We start from the raw sequence: 22,188 nt of genomic DNA, 5'->3' as shown, positions 1-22,188 counted from the left end.
CTCAGTAACCCAGAACCGGATCCACCACCCCCAGCAAGGGTTCTCCCAGCCGAAAGCGGCGCACGTTTTCCCGCACCCGCTCGGAGAGGGCAGGGACAATCATGGCGTCGGTGATGGCCGTGTGGGGGGTAATGAGGCAATTGGGCAAGCGCCAGAGGGGATGTCCCGCCGGCAGCGGCTCTGGGTCTGTAACATCTAGGGCAGCGCCTCGAATGATCCCTTCCTGCAAGGCGCTTACCAGATCTGCAGTTACGATATGTTTCCCGCGGGCCACATTGACCAGCCAGCAGCCGGATCCCATCTGCTCCAGCTCTGGCCGGGCAATGATCCCCTCTGTCTCGGGGGTGAGGGCCAAGGCCAGGATCACCACATCCGCTCCTGCCAGCACCGCCTGCCGCTCTGCCAGGGTCACCACCCGGCTAGCTCCTGGCAAGGGATCCGCCCTGCGCCGCACCACGTCAACGGAGCAGCGGAAGGGCTGTAACAACTGGATCAGCGCCTGGGCAATGCCCCCCGCCCCAAAGATAACCACGCGGCTGCCCCAGAGGCTGGTGCCGGATCCCGGCTGCCACGTCTGGGCCAGAGCGCGCTGCTTGAGATCCCGCAGGCCGGCCAAAGTGAGGGCCAGGGCATGCTCGGCCACCGCCTGAGCGTACACTCCTTTGCCGCAGGTCCACACATAGGCAGGATCCAGAATACCCGCTTGGGCAAAAGGCTCTACCCCTGCCCAGGGCAACTGCACCCAGCGGATCCCTTGGCCCTCTGCTAGGCAACGCCTTAAACTCGGTACATCGAAGCCATCGGTCCAGACCAAGGCTTCTGCTTCGGATAGGGGCACAATTTCGCCACCCCCCGCCAAGACTGCTGCCTTCAGCCAGGGGCGAAGATCAGCCGGCTCAACAGCAATGCGCTTGCCTTGAATGCCCATTGCAGCTGGTGGAGAAGGGCTTTCCTCCGTTTTGACCTCCTTGCCGCCCTCAAGGGGGGATGCCTACCGCACAGTTGCTAAGGGCTCCCTCCTCCTGAGGCAAACGGTGAGCTCCTGGACCGAGGGCCTGCTGGCTACTCCCACCCTGCCGTAGGCGGCAGCAAGACCATTAAAAGCCCATAGCCCGCCAAAGGTAAACCAGGTAGGACGGGACTTGTCACGCATTGGGGTAAAAGAGGGTTAAGGGATCCCAAAAGGAGGAGGGAGGGGCAATGGGGAGGGTCTAGGTTGAGAAGTACTGCCTCTGCTTACCTCTGCGCCATGACCCTTTCTGAGTTTCTGACCCTAATAGCGCTGCTCTTTCCAGGGATCCTGCTGTCATTGATCCTGATGGCCACTTTTGCTGCTGGGGGATAGGGAGGAACCGCAAGCCCGGCACCGCCGCCGCAGCCTTTGGAGAGTTCCGCAGGCCGTCTCCCCGCTTTGGGAGGAGGAGTCCTGCTGAGAGGGGAGCGGAGTAAGCGATAATGAGGGCGGCGTTGGCACGCTGTAGTCGTGATGCGCATCTCCTTGAAGTGGTTGCGGGAACTGGTGGACTTTGAGCTTTCCCCCGAAGAACTGGCAGAAGCCCTCACAATGGTGGGCTTTGAAGTGGAGGAAATCGAGGACCGCCGCCGTTGGGCAGAGGGGGTGGTTCTGGGCAAGATTCTGACTGTCGAGCCCCATCCCCATGCCGATAAGCTGCGGGTTTGCCAGGTGGATTTGGGGGGCAAGCAGCCAGCTACGATTGTCTGCGGAGCGGCCAACGCCCGCCCTGGCCTGCTGGTTGCTGTAGCCACGCCAGGCACCCATTTGCCTGCTGTGGACCTGACCATTGCCAAAGCAGAAAAGCGAGGGGTGCTTTCGGAGGGCATGATTTGTTCTCTGGCCGAGCTGGGCTTGGAGAAAACCTCAGAAGGGATCCACGAATTTCCGCCCGATCTGGACCTCAAGGCCCACCCGCTGGGCTCTGATGTGCGCCCCCTCCTGGGCCTAGATGATGTGGTGCTGGATCTCACCTCCACCGCCAACCGCGCCGATGCCCTGAGCATGGTGGGGATTGCCCGCGAGGTGGCCGCCCTCACCCGCCATCCGCTGCGCCTGCCCCCAGTACAGTCCCTGCGGGCCCAGCCCATCCCCGACTTCAAACTGCGCATTGCCGACGCCAAAGCCTGCCCCGCCTACAGCGGCGTGCTGATTGAGGGGGTCAAGGTTGGTCCTTCTCCCGACTGGCTAAAACACCGCCTGGCCGCCGCTGGGATGCGCTCCATCAACAATGTTGTAGATGTTACCAATTTCATCCTGCTGGAATGGGGCCAGCCTTTGCACGCCTTCGATTGGGATCGCCTCCTGCAGGTCATGGGTAAGCAGGAGCCCACCATTGAGGTGCGCTTTGCCCAGGCGGGGGAAACGCTGAAGACCCTGGACGGCCAAACCCGTACTTTGCAGCCTGAAAGCCATCTCATCGTTGCTGGCAGCCACCCGGTGGCCCTAGCCGGTGTCATGGGAGGAGCGGAGACGGAGGTGGACGCGGCCACCACAAAGGTTTTTCTGGAAGCGGCCCTCTTTGACCCAGTGGTGACGCGCCGCTCAGCCCGCTCGCAGGGACTGCGCACGGAAGCCTCCGCCCGCTATGAGCGGGGTGTGAACATGGCTACCCTTGAGCTGGCACGGGATCGGGCGGTGCAGTTGATTTTGCAGCTGGCCGGAGGCTCGGTGGTTGGCCTCACTACCTTTGACCAGCGGCCACCGCTAGAGCGGACCCTGCAGCTGCGGCTGTCGCGGCTCATTGATGTGCTGGGGGAGGAGGTGCGGCCAGAGGAGGTGGAGGAAATTTTGTCGGCTCTGGGCTTTCAGCTTTCCCCTTGTCAGGAAGCTGCCCCGAAGGCCGGCCCTGCTACCGAGACAGCGAGCGTAGCCCGCTGCGTCTGGCAGGTCTCTGTTCCCCCCCATCGATTGCGGGATATCGAGCGAGAGATCGACCTCATTGAGGAGTTTGCCCGCCTCTACGGCTATGACCGCTTCTCAGAAACCCTGCCCACGGAGCCGCAGGTGGGATCCCTCTCTACACGGGAAGCTTTGACTCGGCAAATTCGCGAGGTGATGCGGGGCATTGGCCTGACGGAGGTGTACCACATCTCCCTCTGCTCGGCAGAAGCAGAGAGCTCCCTAGTGAAAATTGCCAATCCCCTTTCACCAGAGTACTCGGCCGTGCGCAAGGCGCTGCTGCCCGGCTTGGTGGAGGCTTTCCGCTACAACTGGGCTCAGGGGAATGGCCCTCTACAGGCTTTTGAAATTGGCCATGTCTTCGACTATGCCCCTCCCTCTAGCCCTGAGCCCTACCAGGAGGCAGAACACCTGGGCGGCATTCTGGGTGGGGATCTCAACCCCAACGACTGGCGGCACTCCAACCAGCCCATGGACTGGTTTGAGGCCAAGGGGCTCTTGGTCTCAGCCCTGGAGCGGCTGGGATTTGCCCCTGAGTTTCGTCCGGATCCCCCTGCGGCGCAATCGCCCCTGTTGCACCCCGGCCGGCAAGCTGGCCTCTGGATCGAGGGATCCCGCATCGGCATCTTCGGGCAGTTGCACCCCCGCCTCTGCCAGGAGAAGGGGTTGCCGGACGAGGTTTATGGGTTTGAGGTGGATCTGGATCCCCTGCTGGCCGGCCTGGAGAGGCGGAGCCTGGTACAATTTTCTCCCTTTTCACCTTTCCCCGCCTCGGCGCGAGACATTGCCTTCTTTGCGCCGCTGGAGCTATCCGTGGCGGAAATCGAGAAGGTCATCCGCCAGGCGGCAGGTCCTCTGCTGCAGTCGGTGCAGCTTTTTGACGAATATCGGGGCCAGGGGGTACCACCAGGGCAGCGCAGCCTCGCCTTCCGCCTGGTCTATCGCGCTCTGGATCGCACCCTCACCGAGGCAGAGGTGGAAGCTGCGCAAAACCAAGTAAGAGCCCAGTTGGAGAAACACTTTCCGGTTACCTTGCGCAGCTAGCAGCCTGTCAGTTTCTAGTACGATCTTCTGGAAGTTTTTGTCTTCCACGGGACTCCTGGCCGTGCAGACCAACGCCTCTCTTTCAGGAACAACCAGCCCTCAGGCTGTAGCCTGCGATCCCCTGACACGGGCGCAGATTCTCATCGAAGCCCTGCCCTACATTCAGCAGTACCAGGGGCGCATCATGGTCATCAAATACGGCGGCGCCGCCATGGTGCAGCAGGAGCGCCGAGCTGAGGTGCTACGGGATATTGTCTTTCTTGCCTGTGTCGGCATTCGGCCGGTGCTGGTGCATGGCGGGGGGCCGGAAATCAACAGTTGGCTGCAGAAGCTGGGTATCCCCTTCAAGTTTGTCGATGGCCTGCGAGTAACCGATGCTGCCACCATGGAGGTGGTGGAGATGGTGCTGGTGGGCAAGGTTAACAAACAGATCGTGCAGTTGATTAGCCTGGCTGGCGGGTCGGCGGTGGGGCTGTGTGGCCGGGATGGCAACCTCATTAGAGCTCGCTCCCAGGGCCGAGCGGAAATTGGCTTTGTAGGGGAGGTGAGCAGCGTCAACCCCCAGGTGCTGCACACCCTACTGGAGGGCAGCCAGATCCCAGTCATTGCCAGCGTAGCCGCCGACGAGACCGGCCAAGCCTACAACATCAATGCTGATACGGTGGCCGGGGAGCTGGCAGCCTCTTTGGGGGCCGAAAAGTTAATCCTCCTCACCGACACCCCCGGCATCCTCAGAGACCCTGCCGATCCCAGCTCCCTAATTCCACTCCTGGATATCGAGACAGCCCGCCAGTTAATCCAGAGCGGCGTGGTTAGGGGCGGCATGATCCCTAAGGTGCAGTGTTGCATTCGCGCCCTGGCTCAAGGGGTTCGGGCTGCCCACATCCTAGACGGCGGATCCCCTCATTCCCTGCTCTTGGAACTGCTGACCGATGCTGGCGTGGGCACTAAGCTTGTCCCCTCTCAATTTTCCGCCCAGTTGGAGAGGCTCAACAATGGGGCCGGCTAGGCTCTACCCCACCTGGCTAAGGAATTGGCTATCCACGCTAAGCTACAGCTAGGCGGGTTCTTGTTGGACTTGCTGCTGGCGTGAACTGTCCCAGTTGGGCTATGAGGACGGCCAGTTCTTGGGGCAGGCAGCGCTGGGTTTCTTTCTCTTGGTGCAGCCAAGAATGGGGCCTGCTGCCTGCTCAGCCAGCTCAAGAGCATCTTCGCGGGGTACCGGCAGCTGGGCCCCACATTCGGCCAAGTACTCGTAGCCGCCGATGGCCAGGCGCAGCCCCGTCAACAGCAAAGCGGCCACAGTGCTGGGGTAGCCTGCCCAACTGCTAGGCCATAGAAGGCCAGGGCTGAGAGGACATGCAAAGCCACGGCAAGGCGCAGCGGCCAGCGGCTAAGCTTCTGCACAAAGAGAGGTTGAGGCTTCCACCGGGATCCCGCGCTTCTGAGACCCAGCGGCCTCGTGGGGCACGGCTTTGGCCTGAACGTCAAGCCTCCAGGATAGCAATCCCAACCCCCCTCTCCCAGAGGGAGAGGGAACAGGGGGGAGGGCTAAGCCTCCTCAGGGAGGGAGCTTAGAGTAGATCTGTTGCCTTCATCGTTTTTGGGTGTGAGTCAGTGAGCCTTGCCCCCTTTCCTCCTGCTGCTGCTTCCCACAGGGATCCCCGCAGCGATTGGCGGTTGCTGCGGCTGCTCTGGCCCTATGCCCGGCGGCACCTAAAGCTGTTGCTGGCCGCCTTGGCCTTTTTGCCGCCCCTGGCCTTGGCGGATGCGGTGCAGCCTTTAATCTTGCAGCGGGCCTTAGATGGCCCCATCGCCCAAGCCTTTGCCCAAGGTGATAGCAGGCCCCTTGCCGGCCTCTGGCCCCACTTGGGTCTGTTGGTTCTCACCCTGCTAGCCCGCTGGGTTTTCCAGGCCCTGGAGGGCTACAGCAGCCAAAAGCTGGGGCAGTTGATGACCCGCGACCTCCGCAACGATCTCTTTGCCCACGTGCTGGCCCTGCCAGCGCAATTTTTCGATCGCACCCCCGTGGGCAAGCTCATTACCCGCCTCACCAGTGACGTGGAAGCGTTGGGGGACGTGTTTTCCACCGGTGCGGTTGGCATCGTCAGCGACCTGTTTACCCTGATAGTCGTTGCAGCGGTGATGCTTAGCCAGCGCTGGGATCTGGGCCTACTGCTGATCCTCATCGTCCTGCCGATTAGCGCCCTTGTCCTCGAGCTGCAGCGTCGCTTCCGAGACGCCAACTCTCGCGCCCGGGAAGAGCTCTCCAAGCTCAACGCTTGGATCCAAGAAAACGTCTTGGGCATTGCCGTAGTGCAACTATTTCGCCGGGAGCGGCTCAACAGCGAGATTTTTCAAGCCACCAATCGGCGCTATATCCAAGAGGTGGATCAGACCATCTTCTACGACGCTGCCCTTTCTGCCGTTTTGGAGTGGGTTGCGTGGCTAGCGGTGGCCGCTCTCCTGTGGGTGGGCGGACAGCAGGTGCTGGCAGCCGGAGGGGGATCCCTGCCTTTACCCCGAGAACCCCTCACCTTCGGCAGCCTCTACGCCTTCATTCTCTTTTCCCAGCGCTTTTTCAACCCCCTGCGCCAGTTGGCGGAAAAGTTCACCGCCCTGCAGGCGGGGTTCACTGCCGTGGAACGCATCGACAACATCCTCAGCCTCCCCGTGGCCATTCGGGATCCTGCTCAGCCGCGCCACCTGCCCCCAACGGCCAAAGGGGAGGTGCAGTTCGAGCAGGTCTGGTTTGCCTACAACCCCGGCGAGTGGGTGCTCAAAGACCTCAGCTTCACCATCCGCCCCGGCGAAAAGGTCGCCCTGGTGGGGCCCACCGGCGCCGGTAAAAGCTCCATCATCCGCCTACTTTGCCGCCTTTACGAGGTAACTCGCGGCTGCATCCGCATCGACGGCGTGGACATTCGCGATCTGCCCCAGGCCGAGCTGCACCGCCACCTGGGCGTGATCCTGCAGGATGGATTCTTGTTCTCTGGAGATATCCAACAAAACATCACCCTGGGAGAGGCAGGGGATCTGGCGGCAGTAGAGCGGGTGGCCCGCCAACTCCACCTGCACGAGCTCATCCGCGAGCTGCCCCAGGGTTACGCCACCCCCGTGCGAGAGCGGGGCAGCAACCTCTCCAGCGGCCAAAAACAGCTCATTAGCTTTGTGCGGGCCCTGTGGCGGGATCCGAAAATCTTGGTCTTGGATGAGGCCACCGCCAGCCTGGATGTGGGCACCGAGGCCCTAATCCAGTCCGCCCTGCAAACCCTCCTGCGGGATCGCACCGCCCTCATCATCGCCCACCGTCTCTCCACCATCCGCAATGTGGATCGCATCCTGGTGCTGCAGCGGGGGGAGCTGAAAGAAGAGGGATCCCACGCCGAGCTCATGGCCCGCAACGGTCTCTACGCCAAGCTCTATCGGCTCCAGGATCTGGGCAGCTAGCGAGTCGAGCCAGACCGAGAGCGAATTGCCTTGAGGGTGGTGAAGCGGGCCTCCGCCAAAGCAATGCGAGCCCTGCAGAGGAACAGGCTGCCACTGTCGAGGGCCGCGTCTTTCAGGCTGGCCAAAGCGTCGCCAGCTTGTACCAGGAAACGACGGCCCCAGCTGGAGAAGCCTTTGCTGAAGGTGGTGATGAGGCGTTCCATAGGGGATGAACCTTCTGCATCTCCTCCTTAGCCTACTCTGCCAGCAGGGGATCTCCACAAGCTAGAGAGGCCCCCAGGAAGATCGTTACAGATTATTAAAAATTTGCCGTCAAGGCGTCAGGCTGGCTATGATAGCTCCCAAGCCTGGCACACAACGAGAAAACAGTAAGCCATGAGTCAGCGGCCAGAGGTTGTAGAAGGCCCAGAAGCCAAGCAAAAAGTTACGCTGTATCTTTCGCCTGAACTCCACCGCAGTCTAAAGATTCGGGCTGCCGTAGAGCGGGAGCCAATGTCAGCGGTGGCAGAGAAAGCCCTCAGCTTCTACCTGCTTCACCCAGAGGTAATTGAGGGAGTACAGGGCAGTACCTACCGGGTTCACCGCTGCCCTGAGTGCAGCCACCCGTTTGTCATTCGCAACGGGGAGGTGGTCTCTCTCCACCACCAGTCTGCCACTACAGCCATCCTTGGAGAGGTGGAGCCGGAATACTGGGGAGCGGCCACGAGTTCAGGGGAGCGGTGCCAGGATGCGTTGGTGCCCTGCTGAGGCGCTTCTTAGGGTGCCTCCTCCGCCCCGAGTTAGGGCATAGACTTTCTTAGTCTTGCTTTTACCTCAGCTTCTTTCCCTCCGCGCAGTTGGTGTTTTCCATGCAAGAGCTCAGCATCCTTATCCAAGCTCAATACCCACTGCTTTACCTGGTTACCTCAGAGGAGGAGCGGGCGGAGGCAACCCTGGCGGCAATTGCCCGTACTCTTAGGCCGCAGCGCCGCTTGTTTATCTGGACGGTTACTCATGGCATTGTTGAATACGGCAACCCCCGCAGCCTAACCCAGCACAACACCCAGTCTCCCCAGCCCGCTATTCAGTGGGCAATGGAGCAAAAGGATCCTGCCATCTTCGTCTTCAAGGATCTGCACGACTTTCTCGACAACCCTGAGGTCAAGCGCTGGCTACGGGATGCGGTGGCCAGCCTCAAGGGATCCTACAAAACCCTCCTCCTCATGTCGCCAGTCCAGGTGATTCCGGTTGAGCTGGAAAAGGATGTCTGCGTGGTGGACTTCCCGCTGCCCGACATGGCCACGTTGGAGCGCATCCTCAACCGGCAGTTGGAGCAGCTTCCGCGGGGGGGATCCGTGAGCCCTGAAACGCGGGAAAAGTTGGTTAAGGCGGCCCTGGGGCTGACGCAGGAGGAGGCAGAAAAAGTTTACCGCAAGGCCGTGGTGATGCATGGCCGCCTTAGCGAGGCGGAGGTGGACATCATCCTTTCCGAGAAAAAGCAACTGATCCGCCGCAATGGCATCCTCGAGTTCATCGAAGAAGACGAGTCCATCGACGCTGTTGGCGGTCTGGAAGAGTTAAAGCGCTGGTTGCTGCAGCGTTCCGAGGCCTTTACTGAGCGAGCCCGAGCCTATGGGCTGCCTGCTCCCAAGGGCCTGCTGATCCTAGGGGTGCCGGGCTGCGGCAAGTCCTTAATTGCCAAGACTACTGCTCGTCTCTGGGGCTTGCCCCTGCTGCGCCTGGACATGGGCCGTGTCTACGATGGCTCTATGGTGGGGAAATCAGAGGCCAACCTGCGCAGCGCTCTGCGCACCGCTGAGTCGCTGGCGCCAGCCATCCTCTTCATCGACGAGCTGGATAAAGCCTTTGCCGGCGCCGCGGGCTCCAGTGACTCCGATGGAGGTACCTCCAGCCGCATCTTCGGTTCCTTCCTTACCTGGATGCAGGAGAAGCGCTCGCCAGTCTTCGTCATCGCCACCGCCAACCGCGTGGATCGCCTCCCGGGGGAGTTTCTACGCAAGGGCCGCTTTGACGAGATCTTCTTCGTGGATCTACCCAACATCAACGAGCGCATGGAGATCTTTCGGATCCACCTGCAGAAGCGGCGGCGCGACATCAGTCGCTTTGACCTGCGGCAGTTGGCCGCTGCCTGCGAGGGCTTCTCCGGCGCGGAGATTGAGCAAGTTTTGATTGCTGCCATGTACGAAGCGTTTGCCCAGAACCGTGAGTTTACCCAGTTGGACATTTTGGCAGCAACGAAAGCAACTCAACCGCTATCCCGCACCATGACGGAGCAAGTGGTAGCGTTGAGGGAATGGGCCCAGCAGCGGGCTCGGCCAGCAGCAGCTGCTGTGGCCGAGTACCAGCGACTGGAGTTCTAGCGAACGGTTAAGGCCAAAATGCCGCTGCAGAGGTAGAGATGGCCTTAACTCACTGCTAGAAGTTGCCCATTGTTTCTGTTGATGTTCCAACCCCTACACAAAGGAGGAGAAACACCATGTCTCATTTTAGCACTCTGCGCACCAAAATCACCGACGGTCAAATCCTAATTAACTCCCTGCGCGATCTTGGCTACACCGTTAAGCTGAACGCGGAGGTACGTGGCTACAATGGCCAGCGGGTTCGCGCCGACATCGTAGCTCAGTTGGAGGGCGACTACGATCTGGGCTGGTCCAAGAACCCTGATGGTTCCTACGACCTGATTGCCGATCTGTGGGGCGTAGCCAAGAAGTACAACCAAACGGAGTTGATCAACTCCATCAACCAGAAGTACGCCATCAACAAGACTTTGGCCGAGGTGAAGCGTCCTGGCTTGAACAACGCCAACGTTAAAGTGGTGGTGCACTAGGCTAGGCGCTGCCCTACTGGGCTATAAGGGGAGCTACAGCAAGGAATTGCCAAGGGGGCTAGCTGTAGCCCCCTTTTTGTTGGCTTTCTAGAACTGTCCAGGATCTTAGGCATCACTGAGGGCGGCAATCCCGGGCAGCTCTTTGCCTTCCAGCAGCTCCAGGCTGGCGCCGCCACCGGTGGAAATGTGGGTCATCTTGTCCGCTAGGCCGACTTTTTCCACAGCCGCCACTGAGTCGCCGCCGCCAATGATGGTGATGGCCCCCGCCTGGGTAAGGTCGGCCAGGGTGCGGGCAATGGCTTCTGTACCGGCGGCAAAGCGGTCGAACTCAAACACACCCATCGGCCCGTTCCAGACCACGGTTTTGCACCCCTGCAGGGCAGCCTGGAAAGCTTTGACCGATTCGGGGCCAATGTCCAAGCCCATCCAGTCGTCGGGGATGGCGTGGATGGAAACCGTCTGGGCGTTGGCGTCTTTGTCAAACTTATCGGCCACCACCACATCCACGGGTAGCAGTAGCTCTACACCCCGGGCTTTGGCCTTCTCCATTAGGGAGCGGGCCAGCTCCAGCTTGTCGGTTTCCACCAAAGACTTGCCGGTTGGGATCCCTTGGGCTTGGTAGAAGGTGAAAATCATGCCGCCACCCAGCAGGAGCTTGTCCACTTTTTCCAGCAGCCGCTCAATGACGCCAATCTTGGTAGAGACTTTGGAGCCGCCGATGATAGCCGCCAAAGGCCGCTGGGGGTTCTCGATGGCCCCCGAAAGAAACTGCAGCTCCTTTTCCACTAGATAACCAGCCACAGCAGGCTGGAGATAGGCGGCAACGCCAGCCGTAGAGGCGTGGGCGCGGTGAGCACTGCCAAAGGCGTCGTTGACGAATAGATCAGCCAGGGAGGCCAGCTTGCGAGCAAACTCTGGATCGTTGGCTTCCTCTTCTGGGTAAAAGCGAACATTTTCCAAGAGGGCCACCTGGCCATTTTCCAGGCGGTTCACTATTGCTTCCGCCTCAGGGCCAATGCAGTCGGGGGCAAAGGCCACCGGCTGGCCCAGGAGTTGAGATAGGCGGACGGCCACAGGGGCCAGGCTATTGCCCTCGCGGATGATCTGGACGGTGCCTGTCTCTTTGTCTTTCTTGATGGGGCGGCCCAGGTGGCTGGTGAGGATGACCTTGGCGCCCGCTTGGGTGAGGGCTTTGATGGTGGGCAGCGAGGCGCGGATGCGGGTGTCGTCGGTAATGTTGCCCTGCGGATCCAGGGGGACGTTGAAATCAACTCGCACCAGCACACGCTTGCCGGTCAGATCAAAGCCGGATGACAGTAGGGATCCCAGTGTTTGTTTGGCCATCGTCCTCCCTCCCCCTGGATTACTTTTGCTTCCGTATCCTACCAGGGATCGGATCCCGGCGGTAAACCAGGGCTCTGCGGCCTCTCCTGGGACCGCCAGCAATTGTAACGGTTTGCAAATAGAATGGAAATGTTGCTTGATCAGCATCATCATGCGTGTTGCCATTGCTGGAGGCGGGCTGGCGGGGTTGGCCTGTGCCAAGTATCTGTGCGATGCCGGGCATCAGCCGCTGGTGTTTGAGCGGCGGGAGGTGCTGGGGGGGCTAGTGGCCGCCTGGAAGGATGCCGACGGCGACTGGATCGAGACGGGGCTGCACAACTTTTTCGGCGCCTACCCCAACACCTTGCAACTGTTCCGCGAGCTGGGCATTTCCGACCGCTTGCAGTGGAAGGAACACAGCTTAATCTTCAACCAGCCGGACAAGCCGGGCACCTACTCCCGCTTTGACCTGCCGGACCTTCCTGCTCCCTTCAACGCCATCGTGGCCATCCTGCGCAACAATGACATGCTCACCTGGAGCGAAAAGGTGAAGTTTGCCCTGGGCCTAGTGCCGGCCATGGTGCGCGGCCAGCGCTACGTGGAGCAAATGGATCGCTACACCCTCCTGGAATGGCTGCGGCGGCAAGGGATTGACGAGCGGGTCAACACCGATATTTTCATTGCCGTCTCCAAGGCGTTGGCGTTCATCAACCCGGACGAAATCTCAGCCATGGTGCCCCTGACGGCCTTAAACCGCTTTTTGCGCCAGAAAGATGGCTCTAGGATTGCCTACCTGGATGGCGCCCCGCCGGAGCGGCTTTGCCAGCCCCTGGTGGACTACATTGTGGCCCGCGGCGGCCAGGTGTATTTGAACGCGGCACTGCAGGCCATCGACCTCAACCCCGACGGCAGTGTAGCCGGCTTTCGCTTTCTCACCCCTTCCGGGCCGCTTCAGATTACTGCTGATGCTTATGTGTCGGCCCTCTCGGTGGATGCGCTCAAGGAGCTGCTGCCGGCCCAGTGGTGGGGGATCCCCTTTTTCCAAAAGCTGCGCGAGCTGGAAGGGGTGCCGGTGATTAGCCTGCAGATTTGGTTTGACCGCAAGATTACTCACATTGACCACTCCCTGTTTTCCCGCTCGCCGCTCTTGAGCGTGTATGCCGACATGAGCAACACCTGCCGCGGCTATGCGGATCCAGAGCGCTCGATGCTGGAGCTGGTGCTGGCCCCGGCTGCCGAGTGGATCGAGCGCAGCGATGAAGAGATCTTCGCGGCCACGCTGGAGGAGCTCCAAAAACTCTTTCCTCAGCACCTTGCCGGCCCCAACCCGGCGCGGGTGCGCAAATGGGTGGTGGTGAAAACACCGCGCTCGGTTTACAAGGCTACGCCCGGCCGGCAGCAATACCGTCCCACTCAGGTCACTCCCATCCCCAACTTTTTCTTGGCGGGCAGCTACACCCTGCAACCCTTCCTGGGCAGCATGGAGGGGGCCATCCTCTCTGGCAAGTGGGCGGCTGAGGCCATCAGCAAAGGGATCCCCTCCCATGCGGCTGCCCCTTTGGTTGCAGCAGGGGTCTGAGGCCTCAGTTCTGACAACTTGACTGCCTGGGCTATTCCCCCTAGCCGCTTTCCCGTAGTGTTGATGATGTGCCCTCGCTGTCCCCATCTGGCCCTGCGCCCTTGGAGATGAGCCCGATGAGTCCGCTGGAGCAATCCTTTGCCCTCTGCCGCCAGATCACGGCCAAGCACGCCAAGACGTTTTATTTGGGATCCCTGCTCTTGCCCCGCCCCAAGCGGCGGGCCATCTGGGCCATTTACGCCTGGCTGCGGCAGACTGACGAGCTGTTGGATGGGCTGGAGGCCAGCCAGACGGCGGTGGAGGTTACCCGCAGCAAGCTGGAGCAGTGGGGATCCCATCTGGAGTCCTTGTTCCAGGGGGGGGAGCCCCAGGTCCCCACTGACCTGGCTCTCATCCACACCATCCGCACCTACCGCCTTTCCATTGAGCCCTTCCGCGAGATGCTGCGGGGGCAGAGCATGGATCTGGACACCCGGCGCTACGCCACCTGGGAAGACCTGCGGGTCTACTGCTACCGCGTGGCCGGGGTGGTAGGTCTGATGTGCTCGGAGATCATGGGGTTTGTGCCGGGTCGGGATGGCCGCGAGGAGGCGGTGGCCCTGGGGATTGCCATGCAACTGACCAATATCTTGCGCGATGTGGGGGAAGATGCCCGTCGTGGGCGGATCTATTTGCCTCTGGAGGACTTGCGCCGCTTCAACTACTCAGAGCGGGATTTGTTTAACTACGTCATCGACGAGCGCTGGATAGCCCTGATGGACTACGAGATCCAGCGAGCTCGAGAGCTCTATGCCCAAGCGGAACGGGGGATCCCTACCCTGCAGCCGGACTCCCGCTGGCCGGTGGCCGCTTCTTTGATGCTCTACCGGCAGATCCTCAACGCCATTGAGCGCAACCACTACCAGGTGTTTCGCACTCGGGCCTACGTGTCCACCCTAAGGAAAGCCTTGGCCCTGCCGGTGGCCTGGTGGCGGTCGCGGCGCTCCAACTACTACGGCTATTGACAAGTGGGCAACCCCAAACCTGGAAGAAGAAAACCTATGCTAAGCCGTGCCCTGGCTTTACCCTATTGGCAAATCTGGGAAGACAGTTTAACCATCTTCTGGCGCGACTGGCTGGATCTGCGCGGGCGGGTCTGGCAGGTGGTGGCCTCAGGGCTAGTGGCCCCCCTCATCTACATCGTTGCTTTTGGGGTGGGGCTGGGCGGATCCCTGGAGGCCGAGGCCCTGGCTGACGTGGCTGGATCGACGGCGGCAGGTTCCTATTTACGCTTTATTTTGCCGGGGATGGTGGCTCTTTCGGCCATGACGATTAGCTTTGCCGGCACTACTTTCTCCATTTGTGGATCGCGGCTGTTTACCAAGAGCTTTGAGGAGCTGCTGCTCTTGCCGGTGCATCCGCTGGCGCTGCATTTGGGCAAGGTGTTGGCAGGCATTGCCCGCGGCCTGCTCACGGCCCTGGGAGTGTTGGCGGTGGGGGTGCTGGGCACGGGGGCCTGGGGCCTCCTTCATCCCCTGGCGCTGTTGGTGTTGCTTTTGGATTGCGCCGTCTTTGCCGGGATCGGGGTAATTGCCGGCTTAAAGGTGCCCAGCTTGGAGAGTGTGGGCGTGCTCACCAACTTTTTGATTACGCCCATGTCCTTTCTGGGGGCCACCTTTTTCGATCCCAGCCAGTTGCCGGGCTACCTGCAGGTGCTGGTCTACTGCCTGCCCCTTTCCTACGCCAGCATCGGCATGCGGGCAGCCGCCTACCAGCCCCTTGCGGAGTTCCCTTGGTATACGGTGGGGGTGCTAGCGAGCCTGGCAGCTATCCTGGCCCTGGTGGGCGCCTACCTGTTTTCCCACCAGCAGGATTAGTTGCCCTTGCCAAGCACCTCTGGGTAGCGGGCCAGTTGCTCCTGCAGGTCTTGGTCGTAGCGCAGGGCAATTACCCGGTGGCCCTGTCCCAAAAGCTGGGAGCGCAGTTGGCGATCCTGGGCAGCCTGGTCGGGCTTGTCATGCACTGCGCCATTCCAGAAAACAGAGACGTTGGGCTCGTAGAAGAAGTCAACCACGCCGCGGGGATCAGGGATGGCCTTCTGGGCGTCGTTGGGAAGGCGGTAGCCTTCTTCGGCCAGCAACTCCACGGCGCTCCAGGTGCGAGCGAGGATCGATGAGCTGGCGCAGCCACTCCAGCTGCTCTTGACGGGAGCGGCCCAGGCGACGCAGCTCGGTGCGGCTGTGGGCCAGCTTGCCCAGGAGATTCCGGATCTGGTGGCGGTCCAGCTGCAGCACCTCCCTTTGGTTGGCGTAGCTGAGTAGGCCCTCGTAGCAGGCGGCGCCGCACTTGGGCCGCAGGTCTTGGATCCCGGCTTCTAAGAGCTGGAAGTGGCAGATCTCTAGGGCTGCTCGCGCCACCTCCGCCATGGCCTCTGGCTCCTCCACCAGTCGCTGGAGGACGCCGGCTCCCCCTTCTGCCGTCTTGTAAAACAGCAGGGCCCGATGGGATCCCTGGCCAATGGACTCGGCGGCCAGCTCCGTAAGCGCTTGAGGGCGTAGCGAGGCTGGTTTCTAACCCAAGAAAGACCACCTCAACCCCCGCCTTCATGCCCAGGGACAAGCCGCCTCTCGTCCTTTTGGAAGTAGCCCTTGAGGGGAGCTGGGGGAACGTAAAGCGTTGGCAACCAACTCTGTAGCTGGGGGAACTCTTGTAAGTTGCGGGTTGCAATAACCAGTACCAGGATCCCACCTCAACCGGCGTCCGCATTAGCAGGGCAGAGTCCTACGCACCGCTGTCGTCAAAGGGCAGCCGGATAGGGTAAGTGCTGTCGTAGAATCAAAAGCAAGAAGGCTCGCCCTACCGCTACGCAGTTTGCTCTGGTGGAAGAGGAGGGCGGGGAGAAGGTTAATCTGGGCTGTTTTCCATGACTAAATCCTGCGAAACCCTGGTGCTCCGCGACGAGCAGAACCAGCCCCTCACCTGCGAAATTCTGAGGCAGGTGGTCATTGAGGATCAGGTTTATGCCTTGGCCACCCCTGTTGATGCCGTCATCAAGGTGCTGGTGTGGGAGGAAGAGGAGGAGGCCGGGCAGGCGGTGAATGGGGATGCAGATATGGAAGGGATCCTCGACGAGCCAGATCCAGAGGAGCTCCGGGCCGCCATCCCCACCCTCCAGGCCGTTTTGGGAGAGTTGAACTTGACCCTGCAGCAAAACGGCTTCGACATCCTGACGGTGCAGGGAGAGTTGCCCCCTGTGGAGGAGGAGGATGTGTTTGAGCTGGGCGAAAGTGAGGAAGATGCCCAGGAGTTCCAACTGTTGGCTACTTTCTTCCACCAGGACAAAAAGTACGGCATTTTTACACCCCTTGATCCGCCGTTGATCTATGTCGCCCTGCCCGATGGGGGGGATCCCTACCTCCTGAACCCAGAGGACTCGCCAGCCCTGTTTGACCAACTCAATGCTGTGCTGCTCGATCTGGACGAGGCAGGGGAAGAGGAGGACTAGGGTTTCCCTGGGCCAGAAAGCCTATTGGTTGACCTTGCCGCCAGGGCCAGCTAGGGCGAAGGAGGCCCTCGTTTAGGTCCCGGGCGTTGCCCACTCCCTAAGGAGCAGCAGGGATGCAACCAGTTGATCTAACCACCCTCCGTGCTGTGCTGGCGGATTTAAAACGCGCTGAGCCCGGTCGGGATTCCCTGCTACCGGCGCGGGTGGAGTGGATCCAGCAAACCGATCTGTGGACAGTGGTGATCGGCTTGCGCACTCTTAGGGCCCGCCCTTGCTTGCTGTTGTCTTGGCATCCGCAGGCGGCCCGAGTTCACCTCTGTCAGGCTCCTCCCAAGGAGCCAGAGGACTTTCCATTTAGCCAACACCTGCAGCGGCACCTGCGGGGCTTGGCCCTGACGGAGCTGGCGCTGCTGGACGAGTGGGAGCGGGTGATTGACTTTCGCTTTGGCCCTCGCCCCGGGGATCCGCCGCAGCGCCACCTTTATCTGGAAGTGATGGGGAAGTACAGCAATGCCATCTTGGTGGACGAGGCAGGCCTGATCCTAGCCTGTGGCCACGGGGTAAGCGAGCGGCAATCGCGGGTACGCCCCGTGCAGCCGGGACTTGCTTACGAAGCCCCCCCTGCCCTGACCGACCCAATCCCGCAGCGAAGCGAGCCCTTCTCCCAGTGGCAAGAGCGCCTGGCTCTAGTCCCTGGCCCTATTGCTCAGCGGCTCCTGCGCTGCTACCGCGGCCTCAGCCGGCACTTGGCAGAGGCAATGTGCCTCCAAGCTGGGATCCCCCCCCAAACCCCCAGCAACCAACTCTCGCCCCAGGAGTGGCAGGCGCTGTTTTTTTGGTGGCAGGACTGGCTGGCCCGTCTGGAAACAGCTCGGTTTGAGCCGGCACTCACCTCCCAGGGGTACACTGTTCTCGGCTGGAGGGGCTCTAGCGGGGATCCCTCTCAGCCCAACTTGCACCAGCTCCTGGAAGCCTACTACCAAGCCCAGCTTAACCGCGAACGCTTTGAGCGGGAGCGACAGCGGCTGGGGCAAAAGCTAGCCACCCTGCTCAAAAAACTCCGCCAGCGGCGCGACCACTTCGAGAAGATGTTGGCCGACTCAGCCCAAGCAGAAGCCTCCAAGCAGGCTGCCGATCTCCTCATGGCCCATCTCCACCTCTGGCGGCCAGGGCTGAGCTCGATAGAGCTGCCAGACTTTTTTAGCGGCCAGATGGTCAAGATCCCGCTGGATCCGGAGAAAAACGCTGTTCTCAACGCCCAGGCCTACTACCGCAAGCACCGCAAACAAAAGCGAGCCCAGGAGGCAGTACAACCTTTGCTAGCAGCCACAGAGCAAGAGATCCGCTACCTAGAGCAAGTGGAGGCAGCCCTGCAGCAGCTGGAGGCCTACCGGGATCCCCAGGACTTGGTCATCCTTGCAGAAATTGAGGCGGAGCTTATTCAGCAAGGTTACCTCGAGAGTCCTAGCAAGGCGGAGGGAGCTAGACGTTCCCCTGCAGCCAGCTTCAACCCCTATTGCTTCACTAGCCCCAGTGGTTTCCCTATCTGGGTGGGGCGCAACAACTGGCAAAATGAGCGGCTGACCTTTCGCTTTGCCCAAGACCAGGATTGGTGGTTTCACGCCCAGGAGATCCCGGGTAGCCATGTGCTCCTGCGCCTGCCTCCCGGGGCTGTGGCCGAAAGCGAAGATCTGCAAGCGGCTGCCGACTTGGCGGCGTATTTTAGCCGCGGTCGCCTTAGCGACCAGGTGCCGGTGGTATATACCCGCCCTAAGTGCGTCTTTAAGCCCAAGGGATCCCCCCCTGGCATGGTGGTCTACAGACAGGAGCGGGTGCTGTGGGGCCGCCCCAGCCGCGCTCAGTTGCTCGTGGAAAAGGACGGAGCGCCCAAGTCGGATGTCCCAGCAGGGTTATAGCCCTCTACTCTGGGTTGACTACAGATCCCATAAACAGCACAGTTTGCGCCTCCCGGTTGGCTCCGGAGGCCACAATGGCCAACCAGAAGGGGCGATCCGCTACAAATTGGAAGGGCTCTTGCCGGTCGAGGGCGGTGCGGGAGACGATTACCCCGGTGGCAGCAGCCGCCTCGGATCCCTCTTCGTTAACTTCGATGGCCGCCTTGTGCAGGACTCTGCTGACCTGCGTTGGCTCTGGGGTCAGTTGGCTAAAATCGGCCCGCCGGGAAAAGGCAATCCCCATGCCCAACTGCTGCAAAGCTGGCCCCAGATCCATTTCGTAGGCCAGCTTAAACTTGGGGATCCGCACCGAGCCGGGGCGGCTAGGCAGGGATCCCGTCCATTCTTGCCAAGTTTCTAGGCTAAGCTTCTCCCGCAGGGCTGCTAAGCTCACCCCTGGTTTGGGCAGCAGGAGCAGCATGGCCAGTTCCCCTTCCCCATAGGGCAGGCGCACCACCTGGAGCTGCTCGGTCTCCCGGTAGCCGTAGCGACCGGATTGGGCCATCAGCGGCACTTGGACACGGCGGCCATCGGCGCGGGTGAAGGGCTGGGGCTGGGTCAGGGTCGGATCGAAGGGCTGGGTCCACTCTCCCTTGAAATAGATGGCGTTGAGCAAAACCATCCTGTCTTCACGGCTGAGGCGATCCACGATGCGGTCAATCTGGCCCTGGGTGCGCTCGGCTACCCAACGGTTAATCGCCTGCACCGTCTGGCGGAATCCCAGCTCCACCCGATTGGCCACTGCTTGGTAATAGGTGGCCAGGGCTTGCAAAAAGGAGGGGCGCAAGGTGAGGGTTGTATCGACCCAAAGGCCGTTGGCCATTTGCAGCTGGATCGGTCCTTCTGCTTGGGATCGCTCCACCAGCCAGCGCACCATCTGGGCATTGGTCCAGTTCAACTCATTGAGGGAGAGTTCTTGAGCCTCCAGCACCTTAGCCATCGCCGCTTGGGTCTCTCCAGCAGCGCCGTTGTACAGCATGCTTAGAGCCAGACGAAGGCTCAAGGGGGAGAAAAAGAGGTTCTCTTGCGGTTGCTGCTGGAGTAGGTAATCGAATAGCTTTAGCGCAAAGCGACTTTGGGCTTGCTGGGCCACCGCCTCCTCTCCATAGCCTTCCCCATAGGTCACGGTTGGCTCAAACGGGATCCGCACCGGGGTTTCCCCGTGGGTGGGCCGAAGACCCAAAAGCAATAGGCCCAGCAGAGCCAGCAGCGGGATCCGGCTCACCGAGGACATGCTCAAAAGGTCTTTCATCGGGGCTCTCCTGGCCGGGTGGGGAACGAGTCTATAGCTATGGTATCGGGTTGGGGGTGGATGGCCCCTGCCCAGGCCGGCCATTGCGGCTGCGCTTGAGGTGAGATCGACAGGCCAAAGCCCGCAGGGGATCCCGGCCAAACTCTAGAGAGCAGGGTAGGATTAAGCCTGCACAGCTCAGCAGGAGAAAGGGATGAGTTGGTGGGTAAGAGAGCGCCAGGTTGTCACAGCGGGCGGGATCGCCTTGGGCCTGGCTCTACTGCTGGGATGCGCCGCTGGAGGAGAAGCCCAGGGGACGGCAGCCGTTGCCAGTGCGACCCCGGCCAAAGGACAGCCCCAGTACCTGCCGGTGGAAGCGGAAGTAACCATTGCCGGCAAGCGCTTTGAGCTCGAAGTGGCCCGCACCCCTGAGCAACAGCGCTTGGGCCTAATGTTTCGCACCGATTTGCCTCTTGATCGCGGCATGTGGTTTCCCTTCGACCCGCCCCAGCCAGCTGCCTTCTGGATGTTCAACACGCCGCTTAACCTGGACATTATCTTTCTCTATCGGGGCCGGGTCGTCTACATCGCCGCCGATGTGCCCGGCTGCCCTGCCCAACCCTGCCCCGTTTATGGGCCACCCCCTGACCAGTTGGTAGATGGCGTGCTGGAGTTCCGCGGCGGGACGGCGGCGGCCCTGGGCTTGCAAGTGGGAGATGTTGTGGAGATCCGCCAGCTTCCGCCCCTAACTCCTTGATTTCTCTCTTTGGGAGAAGGGCCAGGGGTGAGGGAAAACAAGCTTGCAGAAGAAGCTGGGATCCCAAGGGCAGCCGTTTGCCCTCTTCCTCGCGGTCTAGGATGATTTTCTCAGGGATCTTTGGGATGATTTTTGAGGGTCGCCAACTGTGGGAGGTTGATGCCAAGAGGCGACGGCGAGCTCAGGATGGTTTAAACCCTATGGATGTTAGCAGCGTAACTCAGTGGCTGGAGGTTGGAACTATTGCCTTGGCTTCCGTCCTTTGGGCGGAGATCGTGCGGGATGTGCGCCATTGGCTGGCCCACCAGTGGCCCTGGCTGCTGCCCAAGCACACCCTGCACCACCGCCTGTTCCGCCCCGATCTCAGCGTGGTAGACCCCAAGTTATACCGAGAATCCCAGTGGCACCACGATGTTCCCGAGGCAGCAACGATGGTTCTAGCCGGGATCCCTTGGGTGGTGCTCTTGGGACAGGGATCCCTCCTCTATGGCCTGGCAGCGGCAGTGGGGGTACTCTACTCGGCCAGTTTTCTAGTTGCCGGCGCGCTGCGGGGCTGGGGGCTGGCCTTGCAGACGGATATCACCCACCAGCCGGGGCCTTTCCCCGCCCCTCCTGCGCAGTGGTATGTGAACCGCGCCTACCACTGGCGGCACCACTTCGACGATACCAACGCCTACTTTTGCGGCACCCTAACCTTGGTGGATCGGATCATGGGCACCAGTCTCTCTTTCAAGGGCAAGCGCGTGGCCGTCACCGGCGCCTCTGGTACCCTGGGCCGGGCCTTGCTGAAGCATTTTTACCGCCACGGAGCCAAAGTTATTGCCCTTAGCTCCCATGCGGATTCGGTTGCCATTGAAGTGGACGGCCAGCTCCAGCCGGTGGAGACCGTTCGCTGGCAGGTGGGGCAGGAGGGATCCCTGGCCGAACTCCTGGAGCGGGTCGATATCTTGGTCATCAACCACGGCCTGAACGTCCATAGGCAACGCGATCCCGAATCTGTCCGCCAGTCTTACGCCGTCAACACCTTCTCGGCATGGCGCCTGATGGAGCTGTTTTTCCAGACGGTGCGCAACAATCCGGAAGTGGCCACCAAAGAGGTTTGGGTAAACACCTCAGAAGCCGAGGTCAGCCCTGCCTTTAGCCCCCTCTACGAGCTTTCCAAGCGGGCCCTAGGGGATCTGGTTACCCTGCGCCGCCTGGATGCTCCCTGCGTGGTGCGCAAGATTATCCTCGGCCCCTTCAGGAGCCAGCTCAATCCCATTGGAGTGATGTCAGGCGATTGGGTGGCCGCCCAGATCCTGGCCCAGGCCAAACGCGACTGCCGCAATATCATTGTCACCATCAACCCCTTGACCTACCTGCTCTTCCCCCTTAGAGAGCTGGCCGTGAGCACCTACTTCCGCCTCTTCAGCCTGCCGGGGGCAGCCCCTAGCCTCAGCCTAGATCCTGCCGATAGCAAGCAGGTCGGCGGGATCCCTTGAAGGTGAGGCAGAAATCCTGCCCCCCTCTGTGGTCTTAGGCGCAAAACTGGGGTAAGACAAGAGCAGGTTCTTTGGCGGCAGGAGAGGGGATCCCTTGCGCCAATGTGAACCTTGCAGGGAGCGAAAGGGCCCTTTGTTTGGAG

General features: G+C 61.1%; 20 protein-coding genes. 13 read left to right on the top strand and 7 right to left on the bottom strand.

The window, feature by feature from the left end; all coding sequences use genetic code 11:
• Nucleotide 1: 1 nt before the first annotated feature.
• Nucleotides 2-928, bottom strand: coding sequence for a D-isomer specific 2-hydroxyacid dehydrogenase family protein (locus NW822_RS09220; protein WP_414404236.1), 927 nt, complete (start codon nucleotides 926-928; stop codon nucleotides 2-4).
• A gap of 558 nt (nucleotides 929-1,486) precedes the next feature.
• On the opposite strand from NW822_RS09220, the gene pheT reads away from it, so the two are divergent.
• Together pheT and argB are read left to right on the top strand one after the other, a co-directional pair.
• The gene (gene pheT, locus NW822_RS09215; protein WP_414404235.1) at nucleotides 1,487-3,958 is read left to right on the top strand and encodes a phenylalanine--tRNA ligase subunit beta; all 2,472 of its coding nucleotides are present in this window, start codon (nucleotides 1,487-1,489) and stop codon (nucleotides 3,956-3,958) included.
• Between the two features lie 121 nt (nucleotides 3,959-4,079).
• Nucleotides 4,080-4,967, top strand: coding sequence for an acetylglutamate kinase (argB, locus tag NW822_RS09210; RefSeq protein ID WP_414360819.1), 888 nt, complete (start codon nucleotides 4,080-4,082; stop codon nucleotides 4,965-4,967).
• Between the two features lie 99 nt (nucleotides 4,968-5,066).
• Here the strand turns inward: argB and NW822_RS09205 are convergent, their stop codons facing one another.
• A complete protein-coding gene (locus NW822_RS09205; RefSeq protein WP_414404234.1) occupies nucleotides 5,067-5,261 on the bottom strand; it encodes a hypothetical protein in 195 nt (64 codons plus the stop codon).
• A 314-nt stretch (nucleotides 5,262-5,575) separates the two neighbouring features.
• Here NW822_RS09205 and NW822_RS09200 point away from each other — a divergent pair, with 314 nt between their 5' ends.
• Nucleotides 5,576-7,408, top strand: coding sequence for an ABC transporter ATP-binding protein (locus NW822_RS09200; RefSeq protein ID WP_414404233.1), 1,833 nt, complete (start codon nucleotides 5,576-5,578; stop codon nucleotides 7,406-7,408).
• Here the strand turns inward: NW822_RS09200 and NW822_RS09195 are convergent.
• Nucleotides 7,405-7,611: a hypothetical protein gene (locus NW822_RS09195; RefSeq protein WP_414360773.1), complete on the bottom strand. Its 207-nt coding sequence runs from the start codon at nucleotides 7,609-7,611 to the stop codon at nucleotides 7,405-7,407. The genes NW822_RS09200 and NW822_RS09195 overlap by 4 nt on opposite strands.
• A 172-nt stretch (nucleotides 7,612-7,783) precedes the next feature.
• Between NW822_RS09195 and NW822_RS09190 the strand changes: the two genes are divergently transcribed.
• The 3 genes from NW822_RS09190 (at nucleotide 7,784) to NW822_RS09180 (ending at nucleotide 10,235) form a co-directional block, all read left to right on the top strand.
• Nucleotides 7,784-8,155 carry a hypothetical protein gene (locus NW822_RS09190; protein ID WP_414404232.1) on the top strand — a complete coding sequence of 124 codons (372 nt, stop codon included), beginning with the start codon at nucleotides 7,784-7,786 and terminating at the stop codon, nucleotides 8,153-8,155.
• Between the two features lie 101 nt (nucleotides 8,156-8,256).
• Complete coding sequence (locus NW822_RS09185) at nucleotides 8,257-9,768, top strand: AAA family ATPase (RefSeq protein ID WP_414404231.1); 1,512 nt, start codon at nucleotides 8,257-8,259, stop codon at nucleotides 9,766-9,768.
• Nucleotides 9,769-9,884: 116 nt separating this feature from the next.
• Entirely contained in the window at nucleotides 9,885-10,235 is a 351-nt protein-coding gene (locus NW822_RS09180; RefSeq protein ID WP_414360780.1) for a DUF1257 domain-containing protein, read from the top strand.
• 105 nt (nucleotides 10,236-10,340) lie between these two features.
• Here NW822_RS09180 and NW822_RS09175 read toward each other — a convergent pair whose 3' ends face one another.
• Complete coding sequence (locus tag NW822_RS09175) at nucleotides 10,341-11,579, bottom strand: phosphoglycerate kinase (protein WP_414360782.1); 1,239 nt, start codon at nucleotides 11,577-11,579, stop codon at nucleotides 10,341-10,343.
• Nucleotides 11,580-11,730: 151 nt separating this feature from the next.
• On the opposite strand from NW822_RS09175, the gene pds reads away from it, so the two are divergent.
• The 3 genes from pds to NW822_RS09160 all read left to right on the top strand — a co-directional run bounded on the left by pds (nucleotide 11,731) and on the right by NW822_RS09160 (nucleotide 14,993).
• Entirely contained in the window at nucleotides 11,731-13,137 is a 1,407-nt protein-coding gene (gene pds, locus NW822_RS09170) for a 15-cis-phytoene desaturase (protein ID WP_414404257.1), read from the top strand.
• A 116-nt stretch (nucleotides 13,138-13,253) separates the two neighbouring features.
• Nucleotides 13,254-14,141, top strand: coding sequence for a phytoene synthase (locus tag NW822_RS09165; RefSeq protein WP_414360784.1), 888 nt, complete (start codon nucleotides 13,254-13,256; stop codon nucleotides 14,139-14,141).
• A 36-nt stretch (nucleotides 14,142-14,177) separates the two neighbouring features.
• Nucleotides 14,178-14,993, top strand: coding sequence for an ABC transporter permease (locus tag NW822_RS09160; protein WP_414404230.1), 816 nt, complete (start codon nucleotides 14,178-14,180; stop codon nucleotides 14,991-14,993).
• Here NW822_RS09160 and NW822_RS09155 read toward each other — a convergent pair.
• The gene (locus NW822_RS09155) at nucleotides 14,990-15,256 is read right to left on the bottom strand and encodes a hypothetical protein (protein ID WP_414404229.1); all 267 of its coding nucleotides are present in this window, start codon (nucleotides 15,254-15,256) and stop codon (nucleotides 14,990-14,992) included. The genes NW822_RS09160 and NW822_RS09155 overlap by 4 nt on opposite strands.
• The gene (locus NW822_RS09150; protein WP_414404256.1) at nucleotides 15,201-15,608 is read right to left on the bottom strand and encodes a hypothetical protein; all 408 of its coding nucleotides are present in this window, start codon (nucleotides 15,606-15,608) and stop codon (nucleotides 15,201-15,203) included. The genes NW822_RS09155 and NW822_RS09150 overlap by 56 nt, the downstream gene beginning before the upstream one ends.
• Before the next feature lie 431 nt (nucleotides 15,609-16,039).
• Here NW822_RS09150 and NW822_RS09145 point away from each other — a divergent pair, with 431 nt between their 5' ends.
• Nucleotides 16,040-16,621, top strand: a complete 582-nt coding sequence (locus NW822_RS09145) for a DUF3727 domain-containing protein (protein ID WP_414404228.1) — start codon at nucleotides 16,040-16,042, stop codon at nucleotides 16,619-16,621.
• Nucleotides 16,622-16,734: 113 nt separating this feature from the next.
• Nucleotides 16,735-18,537, top strand: coding sequence for an NFACT family protein (locus NW822_RS09140; protein ID WP_414404227.1), 1,803 nt, complete (start codon nucleotides 16,735-16,737; stop codon nucleotides 18,535-18,537).
• A gap of 4 nt (nucleotides 18,538-18,541) precedes the next feature.
• Here the strand turns inward: NW822_RS09140 and NW822_RS09135 are convergent, their stop codons facing one another.
• Nucleotides 18,542-19,828, bottom strand: a complete 1,287-nt coding sequence (locus NW822_RS09135; protein ID WP_414404226.1) for a serpin family protein — start codon at nucleotides 19,826-19,828, stop codon at nucleotides 18,542-18,544.
• A gap of 193 nt (nucleotides 19,829-20,021) precedes the next feature.
• Between NW822_RS09135 and NW822_RS09130 the strand changes: the two genes are divergently transcribed.
• Nucleotides 20,022-20,564 carry a DUF192 domain-containing protein gene (locus NW822_RS09130; protein ID WP_414404225.1) on the top strand — a complete coding sequence of 181 codons (543 nt, stop codon included), beginning with the start codon at nucleotides 20,022-20,024 and terminating at the stop codon, nucleotides 20,562-20,564.
• A gap of 200 nt (nucleotides 20,565-20,764) precedes the next feature.
• Entirely contained in the window at nucleotides 20,765-22,045 is a 1,281-nt protein-coding gene (locus tag NW822_RS09125) for a bifunctional sterol desaturase/short chain dehydrogenase (RefSeq protein ID WP_414404224.1), read from the top strand.
• Nucleotides 22,046-22,188: the final 143 nt, after the last annotated feature.

It is taken from the genome of Synechococcus sp. H70.2, from assembly GCF_047462275.1.
In the GTDB taxonomy this organism is placed as follows: Bacteria; Cyanobacteriota; Cyanobacteriia; order Thermostichales; family Thermostichaceae; genus Thermostichus.
This window is presented reverse-complemented; position numbering and strand designations above follow the sequence as displayed.

Coding starts and splice junctions, on each gene's coding strand:
- NW822_RS09220 (WP_414404236.1), bottom strand. CDS start 928: ATGGGCATTCAAGGCAAGCGCATTGCTGTTGAGCCGGCTGATCTTCGC.
- pheT (WP_414404235.1), top strand. CDS start 1,487: ATGCGCATCTCCTTGAAGTGGTTGCGGGAACTGGTGGACTTTGAGCTT.
- NW822_RS09195 (WP_414360773.1), bottom strand. CDS start 7,611: ATGGAACGCCTCATCACCACCTTCAGCAAAGGCTTCTCCAGCTGGGGC.
- NW822_RS09190 (WP_414404232.1), top strand. CDS start 7,784: ATGAGTCAGCGGCCAGAGGTTGTAGAAGGCCCAGAAGCCAAGCAAAAA.
- NW822_RS09185 (WP_414404231.1), top strand. CDS start 8,257: ATGCAAGAGCTCAGCATCCTTATCCAAGCTCAATACCCACTGCTTTAC.
- NW822_RS09180 (WP_414360780.1), top strand. CDS start 9,885: ATGTCTCATTTTAGCACTCTGCGCACCAAAATCACCGACGGTCAAATC.
- NW822_RS09175 (WP_414360782.1), bottom strand. CDS start 11,579: ATGGCCAAACAAACACTGGGATCCCTACTGTCATCCGGCTTTGATCTG.
- pds (WP_414404257.1), top strand. CDS start 11,731: ATGCGTGTTGCCATTGCTGGAGGCGGGCTGGCGGGGTTGGCCTGTGCC.
- NW822_RS09165 (WP_414360784.1), top strand. CDS start 13,254: ATGAGTCCGCTGGAGCAATCCTTTGCCCTCTGCCGCCAGATCACGGCC.
- NW822_RS09160 (WP_414404230.1), top strand. CDS start 14,178: ATGCTAAGCCGTGCCCTGGCTTTACCCTATTGGCAAATCTGGGAAGAC.
- NW822_RS09145 (WP_414404228.1), top strand. CDS start 16,040: ATGACTAAATCCTGCGAAACCCTGGTGCTCCGCGACGAGCAGAACCAG.
- NW822_RS09140 (WP_414404227.1), top strand. CDS start 16,735: ATGCAACCAGTTGATCTAACCACCCTCCGTGCTGTGCTGGCGGATTTA.
- NW822_RS09135 (WP_414404226.1), bottom strand. CDS start 19,828: ATGAAAGACCTTTTGAGCATGTCCTCGGTGAGCCGGATCCCGCTGCTG.
- NW822_RS09130 (WP_414404225.1), top strand. CDS start 20,022: ATGAGTTGGTGGGTAAGAGAGCGCCAGGTTGTCACAGCGGGCGGGATC.
- NW822_RS09125 (WP_414404224.1), top strand. CDS start 20,765: ATGGATGTTAGCAGCGTAACTCAGTGGCTGGAGGTTGGAACTATTGCC.